General features: G+C 64.9%; 27 protein-coding genes. 13 read left to right on the forward strand and 14 right to left on the reverse strand.

Annotation, left to right across the window (positions count from 1 at the left end; all coding sequences use genetic code 11):
• The first annotated feature begins 47 nt into the window (after window positions 1-47).
• Both NO877_RS00395 and NO877_RS00400 read left to right on the forward strand, forming a co-directional pair.
• Window positions 48-1,646 carry a sensor histidine kinase gene (locus NO877_RS00395; RefSeq protein ID WP_256394315.1) on the forward strand — a complete coding sequence of 533 codons (1,599 nt, stop codon included), beginning with the start codon at window positions 48-50 and terminating at the stop codon, window positions 1,644-1,646.
• A 99-nt stretch (window positions 1,647-1,745) separates the two neighbouring features.
• Entirely contained in the window at window positions 1,746-2,276 is a 531-nt protein-coding gene (locus tag NO877_RS00400; protein WP_256394316.1) for a DUF5815 family protein, read from the forward strand.
• Between the two features lie 45 nt (window positions 2,277-2,321).
• Here the strand turns inward: NO877_RS00400 and NO877_RS00405 are convergent, their stop codons facing one another.
• Window positions 2,322-2,639, reverse strand: a complete 318-nt coding sequence (locus NO877_RS00405; protein WP_256394317.1) for an RPA12/RPB9/RPC11 RNA polymerase family protein — start codon at window positions 2,637-2,639, stop codon at window positions 2,322-2,324.
• 196 nt (window positions 2,640-2,835) lie between these two features.
• Here NO877_RS00405 and NO877_RS00410 point away from each other — a divergent pair, with 196 nt between their 5' ends.
• The 3 genes from NO877_RS00410 (at window position 2,836) to NO877_RS00420 (ending at window position 4,440) form a co-directional block, all read left to right on the forward strand.
• Window positions 2,836-3,048: a hypothetical protein gene (locus NO877_RS00410; RefSeq protein WP_256394318.1), complete on the forward strand. Its 213-nt coding sequence runs from the start codon at window positions 2,836-2,838 to the stop codon at window positions 3,046-3,048.
• An 80-nt stretch (window positions 3,049-3,128) separates the two neighbouring features.
• Window positions 3,129-3,677, forward strand: a complete 549-nt coding sequence (locus tag NO877_RS00415; RefSeq protein ID WP_256394319.1) for a GMP synthase subunit A — start codon at window positions 3,129-3,131, stop codon at window positions 3,675-3,677.
• A 106-nt stretch (window positions 3,678-3,783) separates the two neighbouring features.
• Window positions 3,784-4,440, forward strand: a complete 657-nt coding sequence (locus NO877_RS00420; protein WP_379826700.1) for a trimeric intracellular cation channel family protein — start codon at window positions 3,784-3,786, stop codon at window positions 4,438-4,440.
• Window positions 4,441-4,544: 104 nt separating this feature from the next.
• Here NO877_RS00420 and NO877_RS00425 read toward each other — a convergent pair whose 3' ends face one another.
• From NO877_RS00425 to NO877_RS00450, 6 genes are all read right to left on the reverse strand, one after another.
• Window positions 4,545-4,787 carry a DUF3194 domain-containing protein gene (locus tag NO877_RS00425; RefSeq protein WP_256394320.1) on the reverse strand — a complete coding sequence of 81 codons (243 nt, stop codon included), beginning with the start codon at window positions 4,785-4,787 and terminating at the stop codon, window positions 4,545-4,547.
• Window positions 4,788-5,177 carry a prefoldin subunit beta gene (locus NO877_RS00430; RefSeq protein WP_256394321.1) on the reverse strand — a complete coding sequence of 130 codons (390 nt, stop codon included), beginning with the start codon at window positions 5,175-5,177 and terminating at the stop codon, window positions 4,788-4,790.
• A gap of 95 nt (window positions 5,178-5,272) precedes the next feature.
• Window positions 5,273-5,539: a KEOPS complex subunit Pcc1 gene (locus NO877_RS00435; protein ID WP_256394322.1), complete on the reverse strand. Its 267-nt coding sequence runs from the start codon at window positions 5,537-5,539 to the stop codon at window positions 5,273-5,275.
• 9 nt (window positions 5,540-5,548) lie between these two features.
• Window positions 5,549-5,683 (reverse strand): DNA-directed RNA polymerase subunit P, encoded by a 135-nt coding sequence (locus NO877_RS00440; protein ID WP_256394323.1) that lies wholly within the window; start codon window positions 5,681-5,683, stop codon window positions 5,549-5,551.
• An 8-nt stretch (window positions 5,684-5,691) separates the two neighbouring features.
• Complete coding sequence (locus tag NO877_RS00445; RefSeq protein ID WP_256394324.1) at window positions 5,692-5,958, reverse strand: eL43 family ribosomal protein; 267 nt, start codon at window positions 5,956-5,958, stop codon at window positions 5,692-5,694.
• 70 nt (window positions 5,959-6,028) lie between these two features.
• On the reverse strand, window positions 6,029-6,757 hold the full coding sequence (locus NO877_RS00450) for a DUF2103 domain-containing protein (RefSeq protein WP_256394325.1): 729 nt from the start codon (window positions 6,755-6,757) through the stop codon (window positions 6,029-6,031).
• A gap of 163 nt (window positions 6,758-6,920) precedes the next feature.
• On the opposite strand from NO877_RS00450, the gene NO877_RS00455 reads away from it, so the two are divergent.
• Window positions 6,921-7,454, forward strand: a complete 534-nt coding sequence (locus tag NO877_RS00455) for a DoxX family protein (RefSeq protein ID WP_256394326.1) — start codon at window positions 6,921-6,923, stop codon at window positions 7,452-7,454.
• Window positions 7,455-7,665: 211 nt separating this feature from the next.
• A complete protein-coding gene (locus NO877_RS00460) occupies window positions 7,666-9,123 on the forward strand; it encodes a sensor histidine kinase (protein ID WP_256394327.1) in 1,458 nt (485 codons plus the stop codon).
• Between the two features lie 33 nt (window positions 9,124-9,156).
• Here NO877_RS00460 and NO877_RS00465 read toward each other — a convergent pair whose 3' ends face one another.
• Entirely contained in the window at window positions 9,157-10,233 is a 1,077-nt protein-coding gene (locus tag NO877_RS00465) for a sensor histidine kinase (RefSeq protein ID WP_256394328.1), read from the reverse strand.
• Window positions 10,234-10,403: 170 nt separating this feature from the next.
• Window positions 10,404-11,756 carry a tRNA pseudouridine(13) synthase TruD gene (gene truD, locus NO877_RS00470; RefSeq protein ID WP_256394329.1) on the reverse strand — a complete coding sequence of 451 codons (1,353 nt, stop codon included), beginning with the start codon at window positions 11,754-11,756 and terminating at the stop codon, window positions 10,404-10,406.
• A 194-nt stretch (window positions 11,757-11,950) separates the two neighbouring features.
• On the opposite strand from truD, the gene yciH reads away from it, so the two are divergent.
• Both yciH and NO877_RS00480 read left to right on the forward strand, forming a co-directional pair.
• A complete protein-coding gene (gene yciH / locus NO877_RS00475) occupies window positions 11,951-12,247 on the forward strand; it encodes a stress response translation initiation inhibitor YciH (protein ID WP_256394330.1) in 297 nt (98 codons plus the stop codon).
• 82 nt (window positions 12,248-12,329) lie between these two features.
• A complete protein-coding gene (locus tag NO877_RS00480) occupies window positions 12,330-12,809 on the forward strand; it encodes a phosphate-starvation-inducible PsiE family protein (RefSeq protein WP_256394331.1) in 480 nt (159 codons plus the stop codon).
• Window positions 12,810-12,812: 3 nt separating this feature from the next.
• Here NO877_RS00480 and pth2 read toward each other — a convergent pair whose 3' ends face one another.
• Window positions 12,813-13,151, reverse strand: a complete 339-nt coding sequence (pth2, locus tag NO877_RS00485; protein WP_256394332.1) for a peptidyl-tRNA hydrolase Pth2 — start codon at window positions 13,149-13,151, stop codon at window positions 12,813-12,815.
• Between the two features lie 102 nt (window positions 13,152-13,253).
• On the opposite strand from pth2, the gene dcd reads away from it, so the two are divergent.
• Window positions 13,254-13,874 carry a dCTP deaminase gene (gene dcd / locus NO877_RS00490; protein ID WP_256394333.1) on the forward strand — a complete coding sequence of 207 codons (621 nt, stop codon included), beginning with the start codon at window positions 13,254-13,256 and terminating at the stop codon, window positions 13,872-13,874.
• Window positions 13,871-14,776: a thiamine-phosphate synthase family protein gene (locus NO877_RS00495; RefSeq protein WP_256394334.1), complete on the forward strand. Its 906-nt coding sequence runs from the start codon at window positions 13,871-13,873 to the stop codon at window positions 14,774-14,776. The genes dcd and NO877_RS00495 overlap by 4 nt, the downstream gene beginning before the upstream one ends.
• A gap of 27 nt (window positions 14,777-14,803) precedes the next feature.
• Here NO877_RS00495 and NO877_RS00500 read toward each other — a convergent pair whose 3' ends face one another.
• A complete protein-coding gene (locus tag NO877_RS00500) occupies window positions 14,804-14,998 on the reverse strand; it encodes a hypothetical protein (protein WP_256394335.1) in 195 nt (64 codons plus the stop codon).
• Window positions 14,999-15,243: 245 nt separating this feature from the next.
• Between NO877_RS00500 and NO877_RS00505 the strand changes: the two genes are divergently transcribed.
• On the forward strand, window positions 15,244-15,918 hold the full coding sequence (locus tag NO877_RS00505; RefSeq protein WP_256394336.1) for a class I SAM-dependent methyltransferase: 675 nt from the start codon (window positions 15,244-15,246) through the stop codon (window positions 15,916-15,918).
• A 3-nt stretch (window positions 15,919-15,921) separates the two neighbouring features.
• On the opposite strand, the gene NO877_RS00510 is transcribed toward NO877_RS00505, so the two are convergent.
• The 3 genes from NO877_RS00510 to NO877_RS00520 form a co-directional block, all read right to left on the reverse strand.
• Window positions 15,922-16,098: a hypothetical protein gene (locus NO877_RS00510; protein ID WP_256394337.1), complete on the reverse strand. Its 177-nt coding sequence runs from the start codon at window positions 16,096-16,098 to the stop codon at window positions 15,922-15,924.
• Window positions 16,099-16,163: 65 nt separating this feature from the next.
• Window positions 16,164-16,424, reverse strand: coding sequence for a hypothetical protein (locus NO877_RS00515; RefSeq protein ID WP_256394338.1), 261 nt, complete (start codon window positions 16,422-16,424; stop codon window positions 16,164-16,166).
• A 73-nt stretch (window positions 16,425-16,497) separates the two neighbouring features.
• The gene (locus NO877_RS00520) at window positions 16,498-17,427 is read right to left on the reverse strand and encodes a sulfide-dependent adenosine diphosphate thiazole synthase (protein ID WP_256394339.1); all 930 of its coding nucleotides are present in this window, start codon (window positions 17,425-17,427) and stop codon (window positions 16,498-16,500) included.
• Window positions 17,428-17,571: 144 nt separating this feature from the next.
• On the opposite strand from NO877_RS00520, the gene NO877_RS00525 reads away from it, so the two are divergent.
• Window positions 17,572-19,014 carry a methyl-accepting chemotaxis protein gene (locus tag NO877_RS00525; RefSeq protein ID WP_256394340.1) on the forward strand — a complete coding sequence of 481 codons (1,443 nt, stop codon included), beginning with the start codon at window positions 17,572-17,574 and terminating at the stop codon, window positions 19,012-19,014.
• The last annotated feature ends 26 nt before the right edge of the window (window positions 19,015-19,040 follow it).

Genomic DNA, 19,040 nt, shown 5'->3' on the forward strand with positions numbered 1-19,040 from the left:
CAGTACTGTTTTATATCTAGTCGGCATACCGAACGTCAGTTCGGGCAATGAGACTGATTCCGATTCCGTTCCGGGTGGCGACCGGATTTTCACACCGACTCGATCGAGCGGTCGGTCTTGGCTCCTGGATCGGCGCGGTCGACCGGGATCACCCGCGGTGTGTCACTGACGGCGGGACCGATCGCGTCTCCCGCGACGCTCGCGGCAACCCCGACCTCGATGCCCTCCGACAGTCGGCGGCTCCCTATCTGTTCGCCGTCGACGCCGCCGACCAGCTGACGACGCTCAGCGAGCCGCTGTCGGAACTGGCGGCTGCCTCGCCGGGCCAGCATCTCTCGGCGCTGCTGGCGGTTCCGGCGGCCGACATCGGTGCCCATCTCCGAACGGTTCGCCAGCGGCTTCGCAAAGCCGACACCGAAACGGTGCGGTCGACGGGCTGTCGGCTTAGAACGGCCGACGAGCGGCGCGAGGTAACTATCGAGTTCTCGACTCCGCCCATCGCCGAGGAGTCGGCGACCGACCGGCTTGTCGGCACGATCCGCCTTGCGGCGGTCGAACTCGGCGTCGACCAGCCACAGGCCGCCGCCGGGCCCGACCGGTTCCGCGAGCTGTTCGAACAGCTCCCCGATCCGGTCGCAGAGGTCCGGTTTTCCGGGGACGAACCCATCGTTACGTCGATCAACCCCGCTTTCGAGGAGACGTTCGGCTACGAGCTCGCCGAGTTGGTCGACGAACCGCTCAACGAGCATATCGTCCCCGAGGGCGTCGACGACGCGACGGTCCTGGACCGCGAGGCCGCCAGCGGCGAGTGGACCTCCGCGGAAATCATCCGCGAGGCCGCCGACGGCCCGCGGCTGTTTCTCTTTCGCGGGATTCCCTTCACCCACGACGGCCAACAGCGCGGCTTCGGCGTCTACACCGATGTCACCGACAAGGAGAGCCAACAGCGCTACCACGAGGTGCTCAACCGGCTGCTTCGACACAACCTCCGGAACGACCTCAACGTGATCCTCGGCCTCGCAGACCAGCTGACGGCCTCCCTGGAGACCGCCGAGACGGAGTCGACGGCCGTCGGCGAGCGGCTCAAACAGCGCGCGCTCGATTTGGTCGAGACGACCCGCCGGGCCCGCGAACTCGAATCGGTCATCGACCGCTCGGAGACCGAGACCGAACCCATCGCAGTCGACGAGCTGATCGCTGACGCCTGTGAATCGCTCCGCGCGGAGTATCCTCACGCCGACCTCGACTGCACGGTCGACCCGTCGGCGGTCGCGGTCGCTGGCCCCGCCCTCCGGGAAGCGGTCGTCGAGCTGGTCGAGAACGCGGTCGAACACACCGCCGCCGAGCCGACAATCCACGTGCGCGTCGAGTCCCGCCCCGACAGCGGGTCGGTCGTCATCACCGTCGCCGACGACGGCCCCGGCATTCCGCCGGACGAACGGGATGTCATCGACGGGAGCCGGTCGATCACGCCCTTGGAGCACGCCAGCGGGCTCGGCCTTTGGCTGGCGAAGTGGATCGCCGAGGCCTACGGCGGCGAGATCGCCTTCGTCGGCCCCGACCGGGAACTCGGCGGGGCGGCGGTCGAACTCCGGGTCCGGCAGGCCGACGCGTCGGCGGCCGACCGGCTGCCCGAAACCGAGTAGCCACCCAGCATCGACCGCAGCGCAGCCTCCAGCCAGCCGCTCGGTCGGCTCCCCGTGACAGAACGCGACGCTTAACGGGCTCGCCGCCGAAGCGGGCCCATGGCAGAACCACGCGTCCCGGGTGGACGGGGCGAGGTCCTCGAACTCCCCTGCGGCGAGGAGGTCACGATCGACAGTTTCGACCTCGGGATGCGGGAGTTCGACTGCGACTGTGGGTCGACCCACGGCGTCGTCATGGACGTCCATCCACCCGACCGGTTCCTCCCGGAGTTCCTCGTCGAGATCCTCCAGGAGGCCATCGAGACGACCAGCGCCGAGATGCCGGAGTTCGGGACGCCCCACCTACTCGGGATCGTCCTCGAAGAGTACCCCGAAGCCGTCGCTTCGCACGACGCCACCGAGGACCAGGACGTCGGCTTTGCGATGCTGTGGGTGACCGACTTCGACTCCCGGCGGCTCCACGAACTGATCGTCGAACTCGTTATCGAGCTGATGGAACACGCCGTCTCCCACGCCGAAGACAACACCGCACTCACCGAGTTCGAACAGCAGATGCACGAGTTTTCGATCCCCGAGTTCGTCGAGCAGTACCGCGACCAACGGGATCTCAGCAGCGACGACTTTTATTAGGCGGATCGGGTCGATCTCTCCGTCGCTGGTGTTCTAGTAGCGCCATCAGGACTCGCGCCACTTGCGGCCACACTCGACACAGGTGAACAGCCGAACCTCGTAGGAGCCGCCCGGCTTCGGCATCATCTCGTAGTAGGCCCGGTCGCCCTCGCACTCGGCGGCCGGACAGGGCTCCTGCATCGTCTCGCTGGAGTCTTGGGTCGCGTCGGCCACGGCGGGTGCCCCGTTGTCCCGCTGTCCATCCTGGGTCGCCATCGCCGCTTCCGCCTGGGAGTCCCGCGGCTCCTCGTTCTCACAGGAGCGACACAACCACGTCTCGCCCTCCGTGTGCATCAGCGAACCACACTCGTCGCAGAATTGCATATACCGAATGCATACACGGGTGTCGGATATATTGTTATCTTCCGATCCGTCCCGGGTTTCGGGCAACTACTCAGTAGCATCTCCGGATACAGCAGGTCCGATACACCGGTGTTTCGAACGGCCTCTCCGGCAAAATCCGAACAGTCTGACAGGTGTCACACATAGGTTAAAACACGATGCGGCCATACCGTGTTGTATGCGCACTTCCCACAGAGATATCGAGCGATTACGGGGTGTGCTTGCTGCTGCCGACGAGCCGCTGACGGCCCGCGAGATCCTGGCGGCGCTCGACGACGACGAGACCGACTTCGAGAGCCCACACCAGATCGCCACCGTCCTCGGCCGGTTGGCCGACCGCGGGCTGGTCTCGGTCGACCGCCGACAACCCTATCGGTATTCGCTCAAGTAAGCGGCCGAGCGTGTTGCACAAACACGTACATTTCGATACCGATCCGGTTCGTTTTTGAGCCTGACCGTCCAACACCGCCCATGACCCGCATCGTCGTTATCGACAACCACGGGCAGTTTACCCACCTGGAGCACCGCGCCCTCCGGGATCTCGGCGTCGACACCGAGCTGATCGACAACGATGTCGATCCCGCAGCAGTCGAGGCCGACGGCATCGTTCTCTCGGGCGGCCCCGATATGGATCGCGCCGGTCGGTCGGCTGAGTATCTCGATCTCGATGTCCCTGTCCTCGGGATCTGTCTCGGGATGCAACTCATCGCCGAGGAACTCGGTGGCTCCACTGGCTCCGGCGACTACGGCGGTTACGCCGACGTAACGGTAGAAATCCTCGACGAGGAGGACCCGCTTATCGGCTCGTTGGCCCCCGAAACACGGGTGTGGGCCAGCCACGCCGACGAGGTCAAAACCGTCCCCGACGGGTTTACGCATACTGGCACCTCCGACGTCTGTGGTATCGAGGCCATGAGCGACACCGACCGCGATCTCTACGGCGTCCAGTGGCATCCCGAAGTGATCCACACCGAAGAGGGCGAGGAAGTCTTCGAGAACTTCGTCGACATCTGCGAGTAGCCCGGCGAGGGTTTCGTTCCTATCAGCTTCCACTCCATATGACAGATACACAGAACCGTCGTATGCCGGTTTGGGCCCCTCGAAACGCCGCTCCCAGTGACCGACCGTGATCCGACAGCTCGGTACGGCGCTGTTTGGCGACCCGTTTCTCGTGATGAACACGATCGGACTGGTCGCGTTCGCCCTCGTCGGCTCGGCCAAGGCGATCCGCGAGGAGTTCGATCTGTTCGGCGTCGTGGTTGTCGGTCTGGCAACCGCGTTTGCTGGCGGTCTCACACGTGACCTCCTGGTGAACCGCGTTCCGCTCGTGTTGCAGTCACCGATCGAAATCAGCTTGGGACTTCTCGGCTCGGGGTTAGCGGTCGCACTGAGCATGGGTTTGCGGGCCCCGGACGAGCACGGAATCACGGTGATCTCGGATGCGATCGGGCTCGCCGCGTTCGCGACGACCGGTGCAATCGTCGCAACCCAGGCCGGTGTCTCCGCGTTCGGCGTCGTTGCGATCGCCACCATCAACGCCGTCGGTGGCGGCGCGTTTGCGGATATCCTCCTGGACCGCTCCCCGTTTATCCTGTTCGACGATTTCTACGCGAGCTGTGCCGTGTTGGGTGGCTGCTCGTACTGGTTCGTCGAGACCCTCGGCGTCATCGATGGCGGCGCGGCGATCGCCTGCGCCGCAGTGACCGTTTCCGTGCGAGTCGTTGCGGTGACGCGGGGCTGGTATATTCCAACCGTCGAGAACCTCAAATCGATCGCGAAGTAGCGGTACGGTCGTTCACACTGGGCTCCGGTCGCTCCGCTCTTCCCGTGTCGAACGTAGCACTGCCGCTCACGGATACAAAAACAGCCTCAGCGGCCCGTCACCGCTCAGGCAAACAGGTCGTCGACGGCGTCTTCGGCGGCCTCGACGGCCTCCTGGACGACCTCGTCGGGGTCGCCCTCGGCGTCGTCGACGGTATTTAAGTAGACATCGACCTCAAGCATCCCGTCGTCGAAGCCGACGGTGATGTCGAGATCCGTGACATCGCTGTTCGCGAATCGGGCGAAGACGAGCCCCTCGGCGGCCTCGGCGGCCGTCTGGACGACGGTCTCGTCAGTCGGCTCCGACATTTAGGCGCCTGCGCCGCCGGGGCCCTGCGGGCCGCCGGGACCGCCGGCACCGCTGAGCATCTCCTGGAGCTCTTCCTGGAGGTTCTCGAAGCGCTCTTGGACGCGTTCTTCCTGTTTGGTGAGCTGTTCGACGCGAACTTCGAGGCTCTCCTGTTTCTCGTCGAGCTGCTCTTCGGCTTCGTCGTAGTCGGTCTCGATCAGCAGTTCGCCGACCTCGCGGTACATGACCGAGTCCTCGTCGACGCCGTCGAGGGCTTCGAGTGCGGTCTCGGTGTCGTTGAGTTGTGTTTCGGTCTGCTGTTTCTGCTCAGCGACGTTCTGTGCGGTCTCCTGTAGGTCCTGGAGCGTTTCGAGCTTCTCCTGGGCTTCCGGCGGCAGATTACCCTGCATACCTTTCGGGTTGGTCGCCACACCCAAAAACCCCCGCAATTCTATCGGCCACCCAAAACAGCGGCTGCGAGGCCGCAAACAGCCACATTCGGCAGTTACGAGAGCCGTGTCGACTCACAGCCAGCGACCCTCTCGGCGACCGAGACGTATCGCAGCCAGCTGTTGAGCCCCGCCCGGAGTGCGACCAGATCGTCGGCTTCGATATCGACGGCGACCCGGCTGTCGGTTCGGCGCACGCCAGCCGTCGAGCGGTCGTCGTCGAGCTGGTCGACCTCGACGCGAACACTTCGCTCGACGAGCCTCGCGTCGTCGACAGTCGGATACTCGAAGGAAAGCGCTGCAGCGTGGGCGTGTTGGGACACGACCGGGGGTTATTCGACGGAGACTTCTTTGATGCCGCCGCCGCGTTCCTTCAGCAGGACGCGGTGACCGCAGTACGGACAGCGGACGCCGCCGTACTCGTCGAGCGTCACGTCGCGCTTACAGCGGGAACATTTGTAGCTCATCGGTTGCGTTACTCGTCTTCGGAGAGTGCCGCGCGGATCGACCGTCGGACCTGACGGCCACCGGGGGTCTCTGGCTTGTAGGCGCCGCCAGCGAACTTCTCGCCGGTCTCTTCGTTGACCCAGATGCCGGTGCCGACGCGTGTGACGTCGTCGCCGTCGACTGTCGCGTTCTGCATTCCGGCTTCGATCTCTTTGACCCGCTTGCGTGAGACTCGTCCGTACCGTGCGCCAAAGCGTCCGGCGCTGCCGGTCGATCGTGCCTTGTTTTCGGCCATAGTAGCAGGCTCTACTGCCAGTATCCCTAAAAAGCTGTTGTGTCGACGCGGCCGTGAGAGTCCCTTGCAACTACTGGAGATCCGCCTCGGCCAGTGCCTCGTTGAGATCCGCCCGCACCCGCTCGCCGGTTTCGAGATCCATCGCCGTCGTCACCAGTCGGTTCTCCTGGACGCTCGACCCGTCCCGCAGCAGCATCCGAACGTTCCCATTGGTGTCGGCCCGCGTGATTTTGGCACGAAGCCCCTGCTGGGAGCCGATCCCGCCCGCGTCGATCGGGCCGGGGATGATCTTCTTGATGTGGGGGTGGTCCGCAACCACGCTGATCGCCTTACGGCCGCGGCGGTCGCCGATAATCGTCGAGTGGCTGCCGCCGATCTTCTCCCGCGGCGGGATATCGACCACCTCCAGGGCGCGGTTCCCGCGGCGGTCGATCACCGTCTGGACGGTATCCTCCTCGGGCACGCGATAGAACTCGTAGTGGAGCTGGCGGCGCGTCTCCCGCAGTGGGGCCCGTTCCCCGGCCGCAAAGACGGTCTCGGGGCGCTTGCGCTGGATCTCGTCGGCGACCCGGCCCGCGAAGTTGCGGAGTTCGACGACGGTCGCGCGGTCGTCGTCGGTGTCGGTCTCGGGGATGGTCGTGATTGTCGTCTCGCCGAGGATCTGTTCGCCGTCGAGCATGGTGAGGGTCGCCGCCTCCCGGTCGAAGACCGCCACGACGGCGTCGCAGTTGGCAGTGTGACACACCAGGCAGTAGTCGCCCGGTCGATCGAGGTCGGCGTGACACTGCCCGCAGTGCATACGGGAATCTTCGGCTCACCGAGTAAAACTCCATTCGTTCGCCGAGGACGACCCTCCCCGCGGCTCGGGGACTCACAGTCGACCATGTTGTTCCCATATCGTGAGAATATGCTGGCGTATTTAACACTGATACTGCCGTTTGTCTACCTGTGAGGGAATAATTATGGCAACAAACCAATCGACCGTCAAACTGCTCGGCACCAGACACGACTTCGAATACGCCGATTCGGTCGCGGGCTACACGACGCTGCTCGTGCGGCTCGTCGTCGGCTACTGGTTCCTCCAAGCTGGGTGGACCAAGTTCGCCTTCGTCGCTGGCGAGCCGTTCAGCGCGGCGGGCTACCTCGCCAACGCCGACAGCCCCATCGCGTGGCTGTTCGCCATCGTCGCCGAGACGCCGTGGCTCCTGGAGTTCACGAACTTCATGATCCCGGTCGGTGAGTTCCTCATCGGTCTGGGCATCTTGCTGGGAGCGCTGACGCGGCTGGCGGCGTTCTTCGGCGGGGTCCTGATGGTGCTGTTCTACCTCGGGAACGCCGACTGGGGCCACGGGCTAGTCAACGCCGACCTGATGGGACTGGTCCTGTTCGTCATCGTCGGCGTCTTCGCCGCCGGGCGCATCCTCGGGGTCGATGCGGTCCTCGAAGACACCGAGTTCGTCCAACAGCACCCGAAACTGCGCTACCTCCTCGGGTAGCACACCCGAACTGAATCGCTGACGACCCTTTTTAACCACACTTCTTCGACGCCTCGGCGTGTCCTCGACCGTCGAGTTCAAGCGGGTCTCTCCGAGGAACTCCATACCGCCGTGCAGGGGGTTCCGGCCAGTCGCGCGAACCCGACCGTAACGATGTTCTCGGAATGCAGAATGTCCGGATTTTATTACTACCCACGGCCGGGCTAGCGGTATGACAGACGGCACAGCGCCGCACAGCAACCACCGGGCCGCCGAGTCGACGCTCGGTGCGTTCGCCCCGTATCCGTACCACTCGCTGGACGACGATGGCGTGGTCCGAGCGGTCAACGACGCATGGCTCGACACACTGGGTTACGACCGTGTGGCCGTCGAGGGCACGTGGTTCGGGGAGTTCCTGACCGCCCCATCGACCGAAACCTTCGAGACCCGTCTCGAAACGCTCGATGCGGAGGGTACAATTGACAACCTCGATCTCGAACTCCTCCGTGCCGACGGCGGGACGCTCATGGGGTCGTTCAGCGCCCGCGGCGAGGTCGACAGCGAGGCCGACACCGACCCCGTCCGAACCCACTGGCAGTTCAGCGACATCACCGAGCAGGCACGGGCCGAATCCGAAACCGAACAAGCCCGCTCGCTTTTGGGCGACGTGATGGAGGCGGTGCCACACCCGCTGTATGTTATCGACGCCGAAACCTACACCATCGAACAGGCCAACGCGGCGGCGGCCGTCACCGAGGGGTCGACCTGCTATGAGATGACCCACGACCGGGAGGAGCCCTGCCACGAGGGGACGGCGACCTCGCCGTGTCCGCTAGAATCGATCCGCGAGAGCCACGAGCCGACGACGGTCGAACACACCCACTACGACGCCGAGGGCACCGAGCAGGTCCACGAGGTCCACGCCGCACCGACCGTCGACGCCGACGGCGAGGTCGAGCGGATCGTCGAGAGCATCATCGACATCACCGAGCGCGCCGCCTACGAACAGCACCTCAAACAGCAGCGCGACGATCTGGACGTACTGAATCAGGTGCTGCGCCACGATATGCGGAACGACCTCCAGTTGGTGTTGGCCTACAGCGAGATGCTCGAAGACGTGGTCCCACCGGAGCAGGCAGACTATCTTGAGACGGTCATCGAGAGCGCCCAACATGCGGTCGAACTCACGACGACCGCGCGGGATATGTCGGATCTCCTCTTAGACAAAGGCGAGGAGACCGGGCGGGCGAGTCTCCGGTCGGCCCTTGAGACCGAACTCGACAAACTCCGGTCGACCTACACCGACGCCGAGATCACCGTCGAGGGGACGATTCCGGACGCCACGGTCACGGGCAACGATCTGCTGAACTCGGTGTTCCGAAACCTCCTGAAAAACGCCATCCAACACAACGACAAACCCGTCCCCGCGGTGACCGTCTCGGTGACCGACCGCGAGGATGTGGTGACCGTCGAGATCGCCGACAACGGCCCCGGCGTCCCGGACCACCAGAAAGACGAGATCTTCGGCAAGGGCGAGAAGGGCCTCGAAAGCGCGGGCACCGGGATCGGGCTCTACCTCGTCCAGACGCTCGTGGGTAACTACGGCGGGGAGATCGACGTCCACGATAACGACCCCGAGGGCGCGGTCTTCAGCGTCACGCTCCCGCGGGCCGACGACGCGGACACCTGAGCCCGCTGTCGTTCGACCTCCCGAAACGGACCGTTAGCCGGTCTCGACGCCCGTTATCTCGAACCGTGCGCCGCCATCGACGCTCTCGGTGAGGGCTATCTCCCAGCCGTGGGCGGCCACGATCTGTGCGACGATCGCGAGGCCGAACCCCGTCCCGTCTCGTGCGGTCGAGTAGCCGCTCTCGAAGACTCCCTCGCGGTCGGCTTCCGGGATCCCCGGCCCGTCGTCCGAGACGGCGAACCCGCCGTCGATTTCCTCGATACTGATCGTTACCTCGGCGCGGTCGTGGTCGTTCGCGTCATCGGTCTGCGGCCGATTGTCAGTGGAACCATGCTCTACGCTGTTCCGGATCAGGTTCTCCAGGACCCGCTGAAGCCGGTGGGGGTCGGTCAGAATCGTCCGCGTCGAATCGAGCTCCAGGACCGCTTCGCCCGTATCGACGCTCTCCCAGGCCGCCGCCACGAGATCGGCCAACACCACCGGCTCGACCGTGTCGACCGTCTTCCCCTCGCGGGCGAGCGTCAGGAGATCCGTGATCAGCGCCTTCATTCGGGTGTGGGCGCGCTCGACGACCACGAGATGCTCGCTGTCACACTCTTCGGCGGCGAGTGCCAGCCGCCCCTCGGCGACGTTCAGGGGATTGCGGAGGTCGTGGGAGACGATGCTCGCGAACTCGCCGAGCTGGCGGTTCGAGGCTTCCAGCTGGCGGCGCGTCGCATCGAGCTGCTGTTCGCGCTCCTTGCGGTCGGTGATATCCCGGTAGACGCCGCGAATACCCGTTATCTCGCCGTCGTCGTCGTACACCGGCACGCCGACGGTCCGCACCCAGTAGATCTCGCCACCGTCAGTGCGTTCGCGGAGCTCCAGATCGTAGGTCTCGCCCGTGGCTTTGAGCCGGTCGACGGCCGCCTCGATGACGGACCGATCGTCAGGGTGGTAGAACCCGAATCCGTCTTCGAGCGTCGGCGTATACGTCAGCGGCAGCCCGCGAATGCGGTAGACCTCCTCGGACCACTCCAACCGCCCGGTGTCGAGGTCGATCTCCCAGTCGCCGACGACACTGTCCTGGAGCCCTTCGAGCGGGTCTGCTGGCTCGTCCCCACGGGTCATACAGTTGATACTCCACAGGAGGACATTACCGTTTTGGTGGTTTTTGGCTTGTAACTGTATATACTGGAAGCTATATCTCAGCAAACTTGCGGATTGTTGACTCAAAACTGGTCGAGTTCAGCACACTGGCATTCGGACGACCGCCCGTTGTCCGCGATCCGTGGGCCAGTTCAGAGCTCCAGCGGCTCGCTTTTTATAAACTCCCGCATGAGTGCGGTCGCATACGAACCGCTCGGGAGGGCGAACTCGAAGCGCAGTTTGTCGGCCTCGACCGTCAGATCGGTCCGGACCAGGACTGCTCGGCGGGTCCCCGTCGACTCGAAGTTCCCGGGGAGATCGAAGTCGGCCGGAGCGAGGTCGAGGTCGTCGAGGATTTCACGTTCGATCTCGCCCGGTTCGCCGTCAGCGAGCTCCGTTTCGGTACCGATGAGGGGGGTCGTCACGAAGGCCCGGCCGCGCGAGCAGTGGCGTTCCATCACGCTCACCCGCTCGCCCGACACGTCCTGGAGGCGATCCGTATCCGGCGCGTACAGCCCGTCGGGAGCCTCGCGGTCGACGAAACAGCAGACGTCGCCCTCGACAGGGCGGTCGAAGGGGAGCCCGCGGCGCAGGCGCGCCGAGAGGATTCGGTTGAAGATGTACGACTGGGCGGCGTTGACAAAGAGCCGCTGGAGGTTCCAGGGGACGGCTTCGAGTGCATTACGGAACTCCTCGGGTGTTTCGGCTCCATCTTCGACCAGCCGGTGAAGCATGGATCGCTCGTAGCCGAGATAGCCCGGAATCCGATCGAGACAGGCCTGCCAGTCGGGGTCCTCCGAGGCGGCCTCGTCGGCGACGAACTGCCGGGCCGCTCGGGTTTCCTCGCGTTCGGTCTCGAAGGGGTTGGCGACATAGGAGAGGACGGCCTCGCGCCACTCCCCACGGACGATATCGAGGCCGACCTCGTGGGTGACCGGTCGCTGGCTGCCGAACCGCTGTTGGCCGAACCAGTTGGGGACGCCCGCGGTCGTCTCGCTGTCGACGAATTCGCGAAGTGCGCTGGTCGTCGCTTCGACCCGTTCGGCGGCTCCCGGCTCGGCCTCGCGGACCCGGATCTCGAAGCGGTTTCCGTGGAGGTCGCCGAAGGAGATCGACCGGCCGGTTCGACCCAGCACCTCGATCTCTGCGCCCCGAACGTCGAGGGCGGCGACCGCCTCGGGGTCGACGTCCCGGATCGAAAACAGCTGCGTGGTGACGGCGTGTTTGTCCTTGGTTCCGGCCCACGCGACCCGCTCGCGGCTGATTCCCAGGGCGTCGGAGATCCGACCAGCGAAATCGTTGGTATCCCACTCGCTGAGGGTTGCCCGCAGGAGGATTTCGGGGTAGGCTCCTGGATCGGCCGCAACCGGTTCGGGATCGAAGTTCTCGATCTCTTCGACCCGGAAATCCTCGGGCTTGACGCGGAGCCGCCCGCCGATGCCGTCAGCGTCGCTCACGTAGCACGCGATGCCGACCGCCTGCTCGATGGGGTGGGCCTCACGCACAGCGGCTCACCTTTTTACATAGTTGCCTGCCGACAGGGCATCGACCGGGAGATGGGTACATACCTCCGAGTTGCGGTCCATACACATCGACCTGTCCCTTCGGTACGGTCGCGCGACTCCTGTCCAGTTCGGCCGACACTCACCGAACCCGGCGGGAACCAAGACGTATGTGCCGGTGTGGCGTACCCCGACTCGTGGTTGACGACATTACCGGCCTACCGGACGATCTCGACCTCGACATCGAGGAAGATCTAGCCCGCACAGAAACCGTCCTCAGCGTCCGCATGGAGTCCCGTCGCTACGGCAAACCGATGACCATCGTCGAGGGCTTCGAGGATACGAACATCGACCTCCAGGAGCTGGCCTCCGGCCTCAAACAGCGACTCGGCGCGGGCGGCACCGTCGAAGGCGAGACGATCGAAATCCAGGGCGACCACCAGCGTCGGATTCCGGAACTCCTCCGCGACGAGGGATTCAGCGTCGACGCCTGAGTCGTGCTGCTGTTGAACTACTCGGTCGGTCCTCTGCGGCCATCGGCCAGCTGAGCGACGAGTCGGACCGCCTTCCGAATCCATGAGCGATGATGACCAGTCGACGCCGTCGGCAGCCGAACAGTATTCGCTGCTCGTCGAGCGGTTCGTCCACGGTGTCGAGTTAGCTGCCGCGACAGTGTTTGCGGTCCTCTTTGCGGTCGGCGTCGTCGACTTGATCCTCCAGATCGCCGGTGCGGTTCGATCCGGCAGTATCACCGATCCGCTCGTGGTGATCGGGTTTATCGACACCGGGCTCCTGCTTCTGATCATCGTCGAAGTCTACCAGACGGTACTCGCCTACGTCGAGGAGAGCAACACCCGGCGGATCGTCCAACTGGTGATCTACACCGGCGTGATCGCGATGGTCCGCAAGGCGATCATCTTCCGGACCGGCGAGTACGCGACCCTCCAGGACGCCCTGCTGGCTGCCGGTGCCTACACGCTACTGATTTTCGGGCTGGTGGCGCTGCTGTTCGCCGAGCGGGTCTACGGCGGCGTGTCGCCGCTGGAATCCGACTGAAAATCAGTACAGCGAGAGGTCGCCGGTGACGCGGTCGACCAGGTTCTCCTCGCCCGGTCCCACCGCGATCGCCGTGGGGGTGCCGGGTTCGAGTTGGGTGTGGCCCGCATCGCGGATGATCGCATGCGGGAGCCCGTCCCGGCGGGCCTTGTCGGCGAGTTCGAAGAGGGTCGATTCGTCGGGCGCTTTGACGACGATCTTCTTCTGGCCGCCGCCTTTCCACGCTGTGCGCGTCTTGCGATCGGTGTCTTCGTAGGCCGACAGCGAGGCGTGGGCGACCTGGGCGGCGAGTTTGCCCTTCCCCATGCCGATATCGGTGCGGGCGGCGATGACCTGCTTCATACCGAGTTAGTCGGGAAGCCGACGCTAAGAGGCTGTGGATCGCTCACGGACCGAGCGGGACAAGTATAGGGTTTATACCGTCCCCGTCGAACTCAGCAAACAATGATCCTGTCGGATACTGACCTGCTCGAACGCCTGGGCGAGGGTGATCTGGTCGTCGACCCGATCGACGATCTCGACACCCAGGTCCAACCGGCGAGCATCGATATGCGGCTCGGCTCGGAGTTCCTGGAGTTCCAGCGCACCAACATCCCCTGTATCCACCCCAACCGCGCCGAGGAGGTCGACGAGTACGTCCGCGAGACCTACGTCGAAGAGGGCGAGGAGTTCATCCTCCACCCCGGCGACTTCGTCCTCGGCACCACCAAGGAGCGCGTCGAGATTCCCGCCGATCTCGTCGCCACCGTCGAAGGCCGCTCATCCCTTGGTCGTCTTGCGGTTGTCGTCCACGCAACTGCCGGGTTCGTCGATCCGGGCTACCGCGGGCAGATCACCCTGGAGCTCTCGAACCTCGGCGCGGCCCCGGTCGCCCTCTCGCCCGGAATGAGAGTCTCCCAACTCGTCTTTACCGAACTCAAATCCGCCTCGACCCGCCCCTACGGCAGCGAGCGCGGCTCGAAGTATCAGGATCAGGCCGGGCCGCGAGCCTCGAAGATCCAGGACGACCCCGAGTTCGTCTCGACCGACGCCAATGCCGAGGCCGATCAAGGTGATCCACAATGAAGTTCATCGAAGAACTCGTCGTCGAGGACTTTCTGCCGACGATCCGATCGATGCTGGCCGAAGCCCTCCGCGACCGCGAGCTGACCCAGCGGGAGGTCGCCGACGTGCTAGGGATCAGCCAGTCGGCGGTCTCGAAGTACGCTCACGGCGAGGTCGCCCGCAACGAGCAGATCGCCGCTGACGACCGGGTCGTCGACCTCGTCGAGAACGTCGCCGACGGCCTGGCGACTGGCGATATGAGCCGGGTTCAGGCGCTCGTCGAGATCGAAGTGCTGATCCGCCAACTGGAGGACGGCGACCTGCTTGCGGATCTCCACGAGGAGGCCATGCCCGCACTCGTCGAGGCCGACATCGACTTTTCGGTTCATGATCCCGACAGCCGCATCCGAACCACCGAGCAGGTCCGGTCCTCTGTCCGCCGCGGCTTGCGGACCCTCACCAGCATGAGCGGCTTCGCCACGCTGATCCCGAACGTCGGCTCGAACCTCGTCGAGTGTCTGCCGGACGCGACGACTGTCGACGACGTCGCGGGCGTCCCGGGGCGGATTTTCGATATCAAGGGCCGGGCGACCGTCCCTTCCGACCCGGAGTTCGGCGTCAGCGAACACGCCGCCTCGGTCCTGCTGGCCGTGCGGAACCACGTCGACGTCCAGGCCGGGCTGAACATCACCTACGATCCCGACCTCATCGAGGCCTTCGAGCAGGCTGGCTACACCACCGTGGCGTTCGACTCCGAGGCCCGCGAGGAACTCGAATCGACCATCGGCGAGGCGGTCGCCGACGCCGAGCTCAGCGAGACGTTCGTCCTCTACCAGACCGGTGGCTTCGGTATCGAACCGATCTCCTATATCCTCGGTCCCGACGCGCCGACAGTCGCCGCGGCCGTTCGGTCGGTCAATTGAGCGTCGACTGCGGCGGGCCGTGATCGGTCACTCGGCGCTCTCGTCGGCACTCGATGGCTGGCGTGTCTCCTCCGGTTCGACTGCGTCCCGAAGCGTGATCCCACAGCGAAGCTCCGCGGGGCTCAGGTTGTCGACCGTCACTGTCCGTTCCGAGTGGGCCACGCGCTCTCGGCCCTCTTGTCGGTTCTCACCGTCATGACTCTGTGTCTCATCTGTCGCCATACCGTCCCATCGGCTCACACACCGTTTTGTTAGCCGCGCCATATCCATACGAACGGACTGTCCGCTTCATCCGTAGCCGGATTTTAACCGTGTACGATTAGGTTACACACAGTATACTTACCATACTATCGCCACGATTGTCGCGGTATGTCATCTCATCGTGTTTCGTACCCGTCGGTCGGTACTGGGTGGCTGACGGTGTTCCCACCGGTCCGTTTTTCCCGTGTCGGGTGGCAGCGAGTTCCATGACCGATCGGCTCGGCCGAACACAGCGATTCTACACGCGATGGGCACGGCTGTACGATCTCCTCGCCGTCCACACGCCCGGTATCGGATCGCTCCGGGCGGCCGCAATCGACCGTCTCGCCATCCAGGCGGGCGATACCGTCGTCGAGATGGGCTGTGGGACCGGCGCGAACCTCCCGTTGTTGTGCCAGCAGGTCGACCCCGACGGGCAGGTGATTGGCATCGACGTCAGCACGGGCGTCCTGTCGGTCGCCAGCGATCGCGTCGCCCGCAACGGGTGGGCGAACGTCCACGTCGTTCGCGGCGATGCAACCGAGCCGCCAGTGGAGAAAGGGAGCGCCGACGCCGTCTTCGCCTCGCTGGTCGCTGGAATGGTCGACGATCCCGCCGGGATGGTCGACGAGTGGGCCGACCTCGTCGGACCGGGCGGTCGGCTCGGGCTGCTCGATCTCGCCCGAAGCAGCGACCGGCGGGCCCGACCGCTCAACGGGTTGTTTCGGCGGTTCGTCACGACCGCCAACCCGCGGTCAGTTCGGGAGTCGACCGCGCCGCTGGCCACGCTCGACCGCCGGGTCGCGGCGGCTCACCGACAGCTCGGCGAGCGGTGTTCGGATGCCGACTCCGCAACGCGGGCCCTCGGCTTCGCGCGGCTGAGCGCCGGGACGGTCGACTGACTCTTATAAAGAGACGACCACGACCGCCGTGAGCAGCGCGAGGCTTCCCGCCCCGAAACAGAGCCGGTTGGCCCGTGGGCTTTTCGAGGGGGTCAGGTCGACAGTGACATGCCGGTTCGAGACTGGCCGAAACGGCCACAGTCCCATCGGCGTGACGAGGTCCCCCAGTAAATGGCCCACTACTGCCAGCGTCGACACGCCGCCGAACCAAAGTGGTAGCCAAGCTGGTAGTAGCGAGTAACTACTTATATACTGATTCCAGAGTGCGATGCCGAGACCGGCCACGAGCCCGCCCAGCAGGCGACCCCGAGAGCGAACCAGACGGTGTGGGTGGGGCCGCGGTGATCGAGGCGGTCGGTGTAGGTGTCGAGATCTGGCAGCGGTGCGAGGGCGACACACAGCAGGCCGGTGGCTCCCGCCATCAGCGGGTGACCCGTCGACAGCAACACCCCTGCCAGCGGCGCGAACAACAGCAGCGAGATGCCGACGTGGCCCAGCACGTACATAGAGAGCGTTGGCTTGCGGTCGACAAGAACTGTTCGACGAGTACGGGCTGGGTACTAACAGCGGGGGCTGTCTTCAGTCGTCAGCGGGCGACGGGGCGACCGAGAAGTCGACCGCCGACCCGTCCTCGCCGAGTTCGTCGAGGGCGACCGAGGCCGCGCGTTTGCCCGACAGCAACATCGCACCGAACGTCGGCCCCATTCGCGGCAGGCCGTGGGTGGTCGCCGTGGCGAGGCCGGTGGCGATGACGCCGTCGTGGACTTTCCCGGTCTCCTCGACGACCACGTCCTCCGACTGGGTGACCCACATCGAGTCGTGGCCCGGCGAGTCGTGGCCGGGTGCGCCGTACTGGCCGTCTTCGCTTTGGTCCATGCCGACGTTGTTCTCCTCGGCGTGAGCGATGCCGGGGGCATCCAGGACACCCCGCTCCTGGAGCTTCGAGACGACGACGGCCTCGTGGCCGGTCGCGTCGATAACGAGATCGGATTCGACCGCGATGGGGTCGACACACGTCAGCTCCCGAGGGAGGGCGTGAACCGGCGTCCAGTTCATGACGATCCCCGCAACGCGGTGGTTCTCCCGGACGACGATGTCGGTGAACTCCGTCATGTTCTGGATTTTGGCTCCGGCATCGCAGGCGGCCTTGATAAGGGCCGAACAGGCGTGTGGGCCTTTGGCGGTGTGAAGCCCCTCGACCTCCTCGCTTTCCTGGTGGGGGACATCGAGTTCGTCGAGTACTTCGTCGGCTGGCTCGCGGACGGTCAGCGTGTTCATCAAAAAGCCACCCAGCCAGAAGCCGCCGCCGAGATAGTTGTTCTTCTCGACGACCATCACCTTCACACCCTGTTCGGCGAGCTCCTTGGCCGCCATCAGCCCGGATGGGCCGCCGCCGACGATGATCACGTCGCTCTCGGTGAAATCCATGAACTCCTCGCTGAACTCCTCGGTGATTGCGCGTGTGACTTCCGCTTCGCCTGCCGCACTGAAGCCGTTGAACTGTGACATACCACCTAGTGATATCTCTTGGTGGTACAAGTCGTTTGTGATCCCCCGACGGCGGTATCGATGTGTCGTTTCGGCTGGCATTTCCGAAATTAATCAAAAGAATAATGAATATTCTCCTGGATTTTGTATGCAGTTGCTACTGCCATGACTGACCACTCAGTACCTGCCAATGCCTCAGAGAGGGCTGCCGACGGAGCCGCCGACATCGACGTGGTGTTTACGTTGTACGATGCGATCGACCGGCTGTCGAGCGCCGACAGCCGCGCGGTCGTCGTCGAGATTGCCCTCGATGCCGCGGTCGACGTCCTCGGCCTCGCTCAGACCGGAGTGCATTTCCACGACGACCGCCAGCGCGTGCTCGCGCCGTTCGACTGGAGCGGCACCCTCGACGACGAGCTCGGCGAGCCGCCGGATCTCGGCCCCGACAGCATGGCCTGGGAGGTCTTCGAGTCCGGCCAACTGCTGCGGGTCGACGACTACTGGAGTGAGAGCGGCGAGAGCCACAACCCCGATACGCCGTTCCGCAGCGAGCTGATCGCGCCCCTCGGCGAGTACGGTGTCGTGCTGACTGCGTCGCCCGAACCCGAGGAGTTCGACGACGCCGACCAGCGGTTCATGGAGCTGCTGTGTTCGAACGTCGAAAGCGCCCTCGACCGCCTCCAGCGGGAGGCCCATCTCCAGGAGCGCGAGGAGCAGATCGACCACCAGCGCCAGCTACTGAACCGCTTGATCGACAGCGTCGAGGGGAGTATCGGCGAGCTCTCCGCGGTCTCCGAAGACGTCTCGACCAGCTCGCAGGGCATCCTCCAGTCGGTCGACGAACAGAGCGAGACGGTCAAAACCATTGCCGCCGAGGTCTCGGATCTCTCCGCAACGGTCGAGGAGGTCGCCTCGACGGCCGACGAGGTCGAGTCGACCGCGGCCAACGCCCGCACGCTGACGACTGACGGCACCGCTTCCGCCGATCAGGCCCTTGAGGTGATGGAGGACGTTGCCGACTCGGCCGACGGGGTCGCACGCGACGTCGACACCCTCCAGGCGCGTGTCCAGGACATCGACGAGATCGTCGACGTGATCAACGATATCGCCGACCAGACCAATCTGCTGGCGCTCAACGCCTCGATCGAGGCCGCCCGCGCGGGCGAGGCGGGCGAGGGCTTTGCGGTCGTCGCCGACGAGGTCAAGAGCCTCGCCGAGGAGTCCAAACAGCAGGCCGGACGGATCGAGGAGATGGTCGACGAGATTCAGGCCGAGACCGACGAGACGGTCGCGAACCTCGATGAGACCACCGATCGGATCGACGACGGGACCGACGCGATGGAGTCGACGATGGACAACTTCCAGGAGATCGAAGACGCGATCGAGGACGCCGCCGAGGGCGTCGAGCAGGTCGCCGACGTGACCGCCGAGCAGGCCGCCGGGGCCGAGAAGATCGCCGCCATCGTCGACGAGGCGGCCCAGCAGGCCGACGAGGTCGCCGACGAGATCGACGAGATCACCGACGTCAACGAGAAACAGGCCGAGATGGTTGCCGAACTCGAAGCGACTCTCCAGCGAGTCCAGCGGGAACTCAGCGATACGGAGTAGTTCGGCCGTCGTCGCCTCCGGCTATT

Origin of the sequence: Halohasta litorea (assembly GCF_024494645.1) — an archaeon.
Classification (GTDB): domain Archaea; phylum Halobacteriota; class Halobacteria; order Halobacteriales; family Haloferacaceae; genus Halohasta; species Halohasta litorea.

Coding starts and splice junctions, on each gene's coding strand:
- NO877_RS00395 (WP_256394315.1), top strand. CDS start 48: ATGAGACTGATTCCGATTCCGTTCCGGGTGGCGACCGGATTTTCACAC.
- NO877_RS00400 (WP_256394316.1), top strand. CDS start 1,746: ATGGCAGAACCACGCGTCCCGGGTGGACGGGGCGAGGTCCTCGAACTC.
- NO877_RS00405 (WP_256394317.1), bottom strand. CDS start 2,639: ATGCAATTCTGCGACGAGTGTGGTTCGCTGATGCACACGGAGGGCGAG.
- NO877_RS00410 (WP_256394318.1), top strand. CDS start 2,836: ATGCGCACTTCCCACAGAGATATCGAGCGATTACGGGGTGTGCTTGCT.
- NO877_RS00415 (WP_256394319.1), top strand. CDS start 3,129: ATGACCCGCATCGTCGTTATCGACAACCACGGGCAGTTTACCCACCTG.
- NO877_RS00425 (WP_256394320.1), bottom strand. CDS start 4,787: ATGTCGGAGCCGACTGACGAGACCGTCGTCCAGACGGCCGCCGAGGCC.
- NO877_RS00430 (WP_256394321.1), bottom strand. CDS start 5,177: ATGCAGGGTAATCTGCCGCCGGAAGCCCAGGAGAAGCTCGAAACGCTC.
- NO877_RS00440 (WP_256394323.1), bottom strand. CDS start 5,683: ATGAGCTACAAATGTTCCCGCTGTAAGCGCGACGTGACGCTCGACGAG.
- NO877_RS00445 (WP_256394324.1), bottom strand. CDS start 5,958: ATGGCCGAAAACAAGGCACGATCGACCGGCAGCGCCGGACGCTTTGGC.
- NO877_RS00450 (WP_256394325.1), bottom strand. CDS start 6,757: ATGCACTGCGGGCAGTGTCACGCCGACCTCGATCGACCGGGCGACTAC.
- NO877_RS00455 (WP_256394326.1), top strand. CDS start 6,921: ATGGCAACAAACCAATCGACCGTCAAACTGCTCGGCACCAGACACGAC.
- NO877_RS00460 (WP_256394327.1), top strand. CDS start 7,666: ATGACAGACGGCACAGCGCCGCACAGCAACCACCGGGCCGCCGAGTCG.
- NO877_RS00465 (WP_256394328.1), bottom strand. CDS start 10,233: ATGACCCGTGGGGACGAGCCAGCAGACCCGCTCGAAGGGCTCCAGGAC.
- NO877_RS00480 (WP_256394331.1), top strand. CDS start 12,330: ATGAGCGATGATGACCAGTCGACGCCGTCGGCAGCCGAACAGTATTCG.
- pth2 (WP_256394332.1), bottom strand. CDS start 13,151: ATGAAGCAGGTCATCGCCGCCCGCACCGATATCGGCATGGGGAAGGGC.
- dcd (WP_256394333.1), top strand. CDS start 13,254: ATGATCCTGTCGGATACTGACCTGCTCGAACGCCTGGGCGAGGGTGAT.
- NO877_RS00495 (WP_256394334.1), top strand. CDS start 13,871: ATGAAGTTCATCGAAGAACTCGTCGTCGAGGACTTTCTGCCGACGATC.
- NO877_RS00500 (WP_256394335.1), bottom strand. CDS start 14,998: ATGGCGACAGATGAGACACAGAGTCATGACGGTGAGAACCGACAAGAG.
- NO877_RS00505 (WP_256394336.1), top strand. CDS start 15,244: ATGACCGATCGGCTCGGCCGAACACAGCGATTCTACACGCGATGGGCA.
- NO877_RS00515 (WP_256394338.1), bottom strand. CDS start 16,424: ATGTACGTGCTGGGCCACGTCGGCATCTCGCTGCTGTTGTTCGCGCCG.
- NO877_RS00520 (WP_256394339.1), bottom strand. CDS start 17,427: ATGTCACAGTTCAACGGCTTCAGTGCGGCAGGCGAAGCGGAAGTCACA.
- NO877_RS00525 (WP_256394340.1), top strand. CDS start 17,572: ATGACTGACCACTCAGTACCTGCCAATGCCTCAGAGAGGGCTGCCGAC.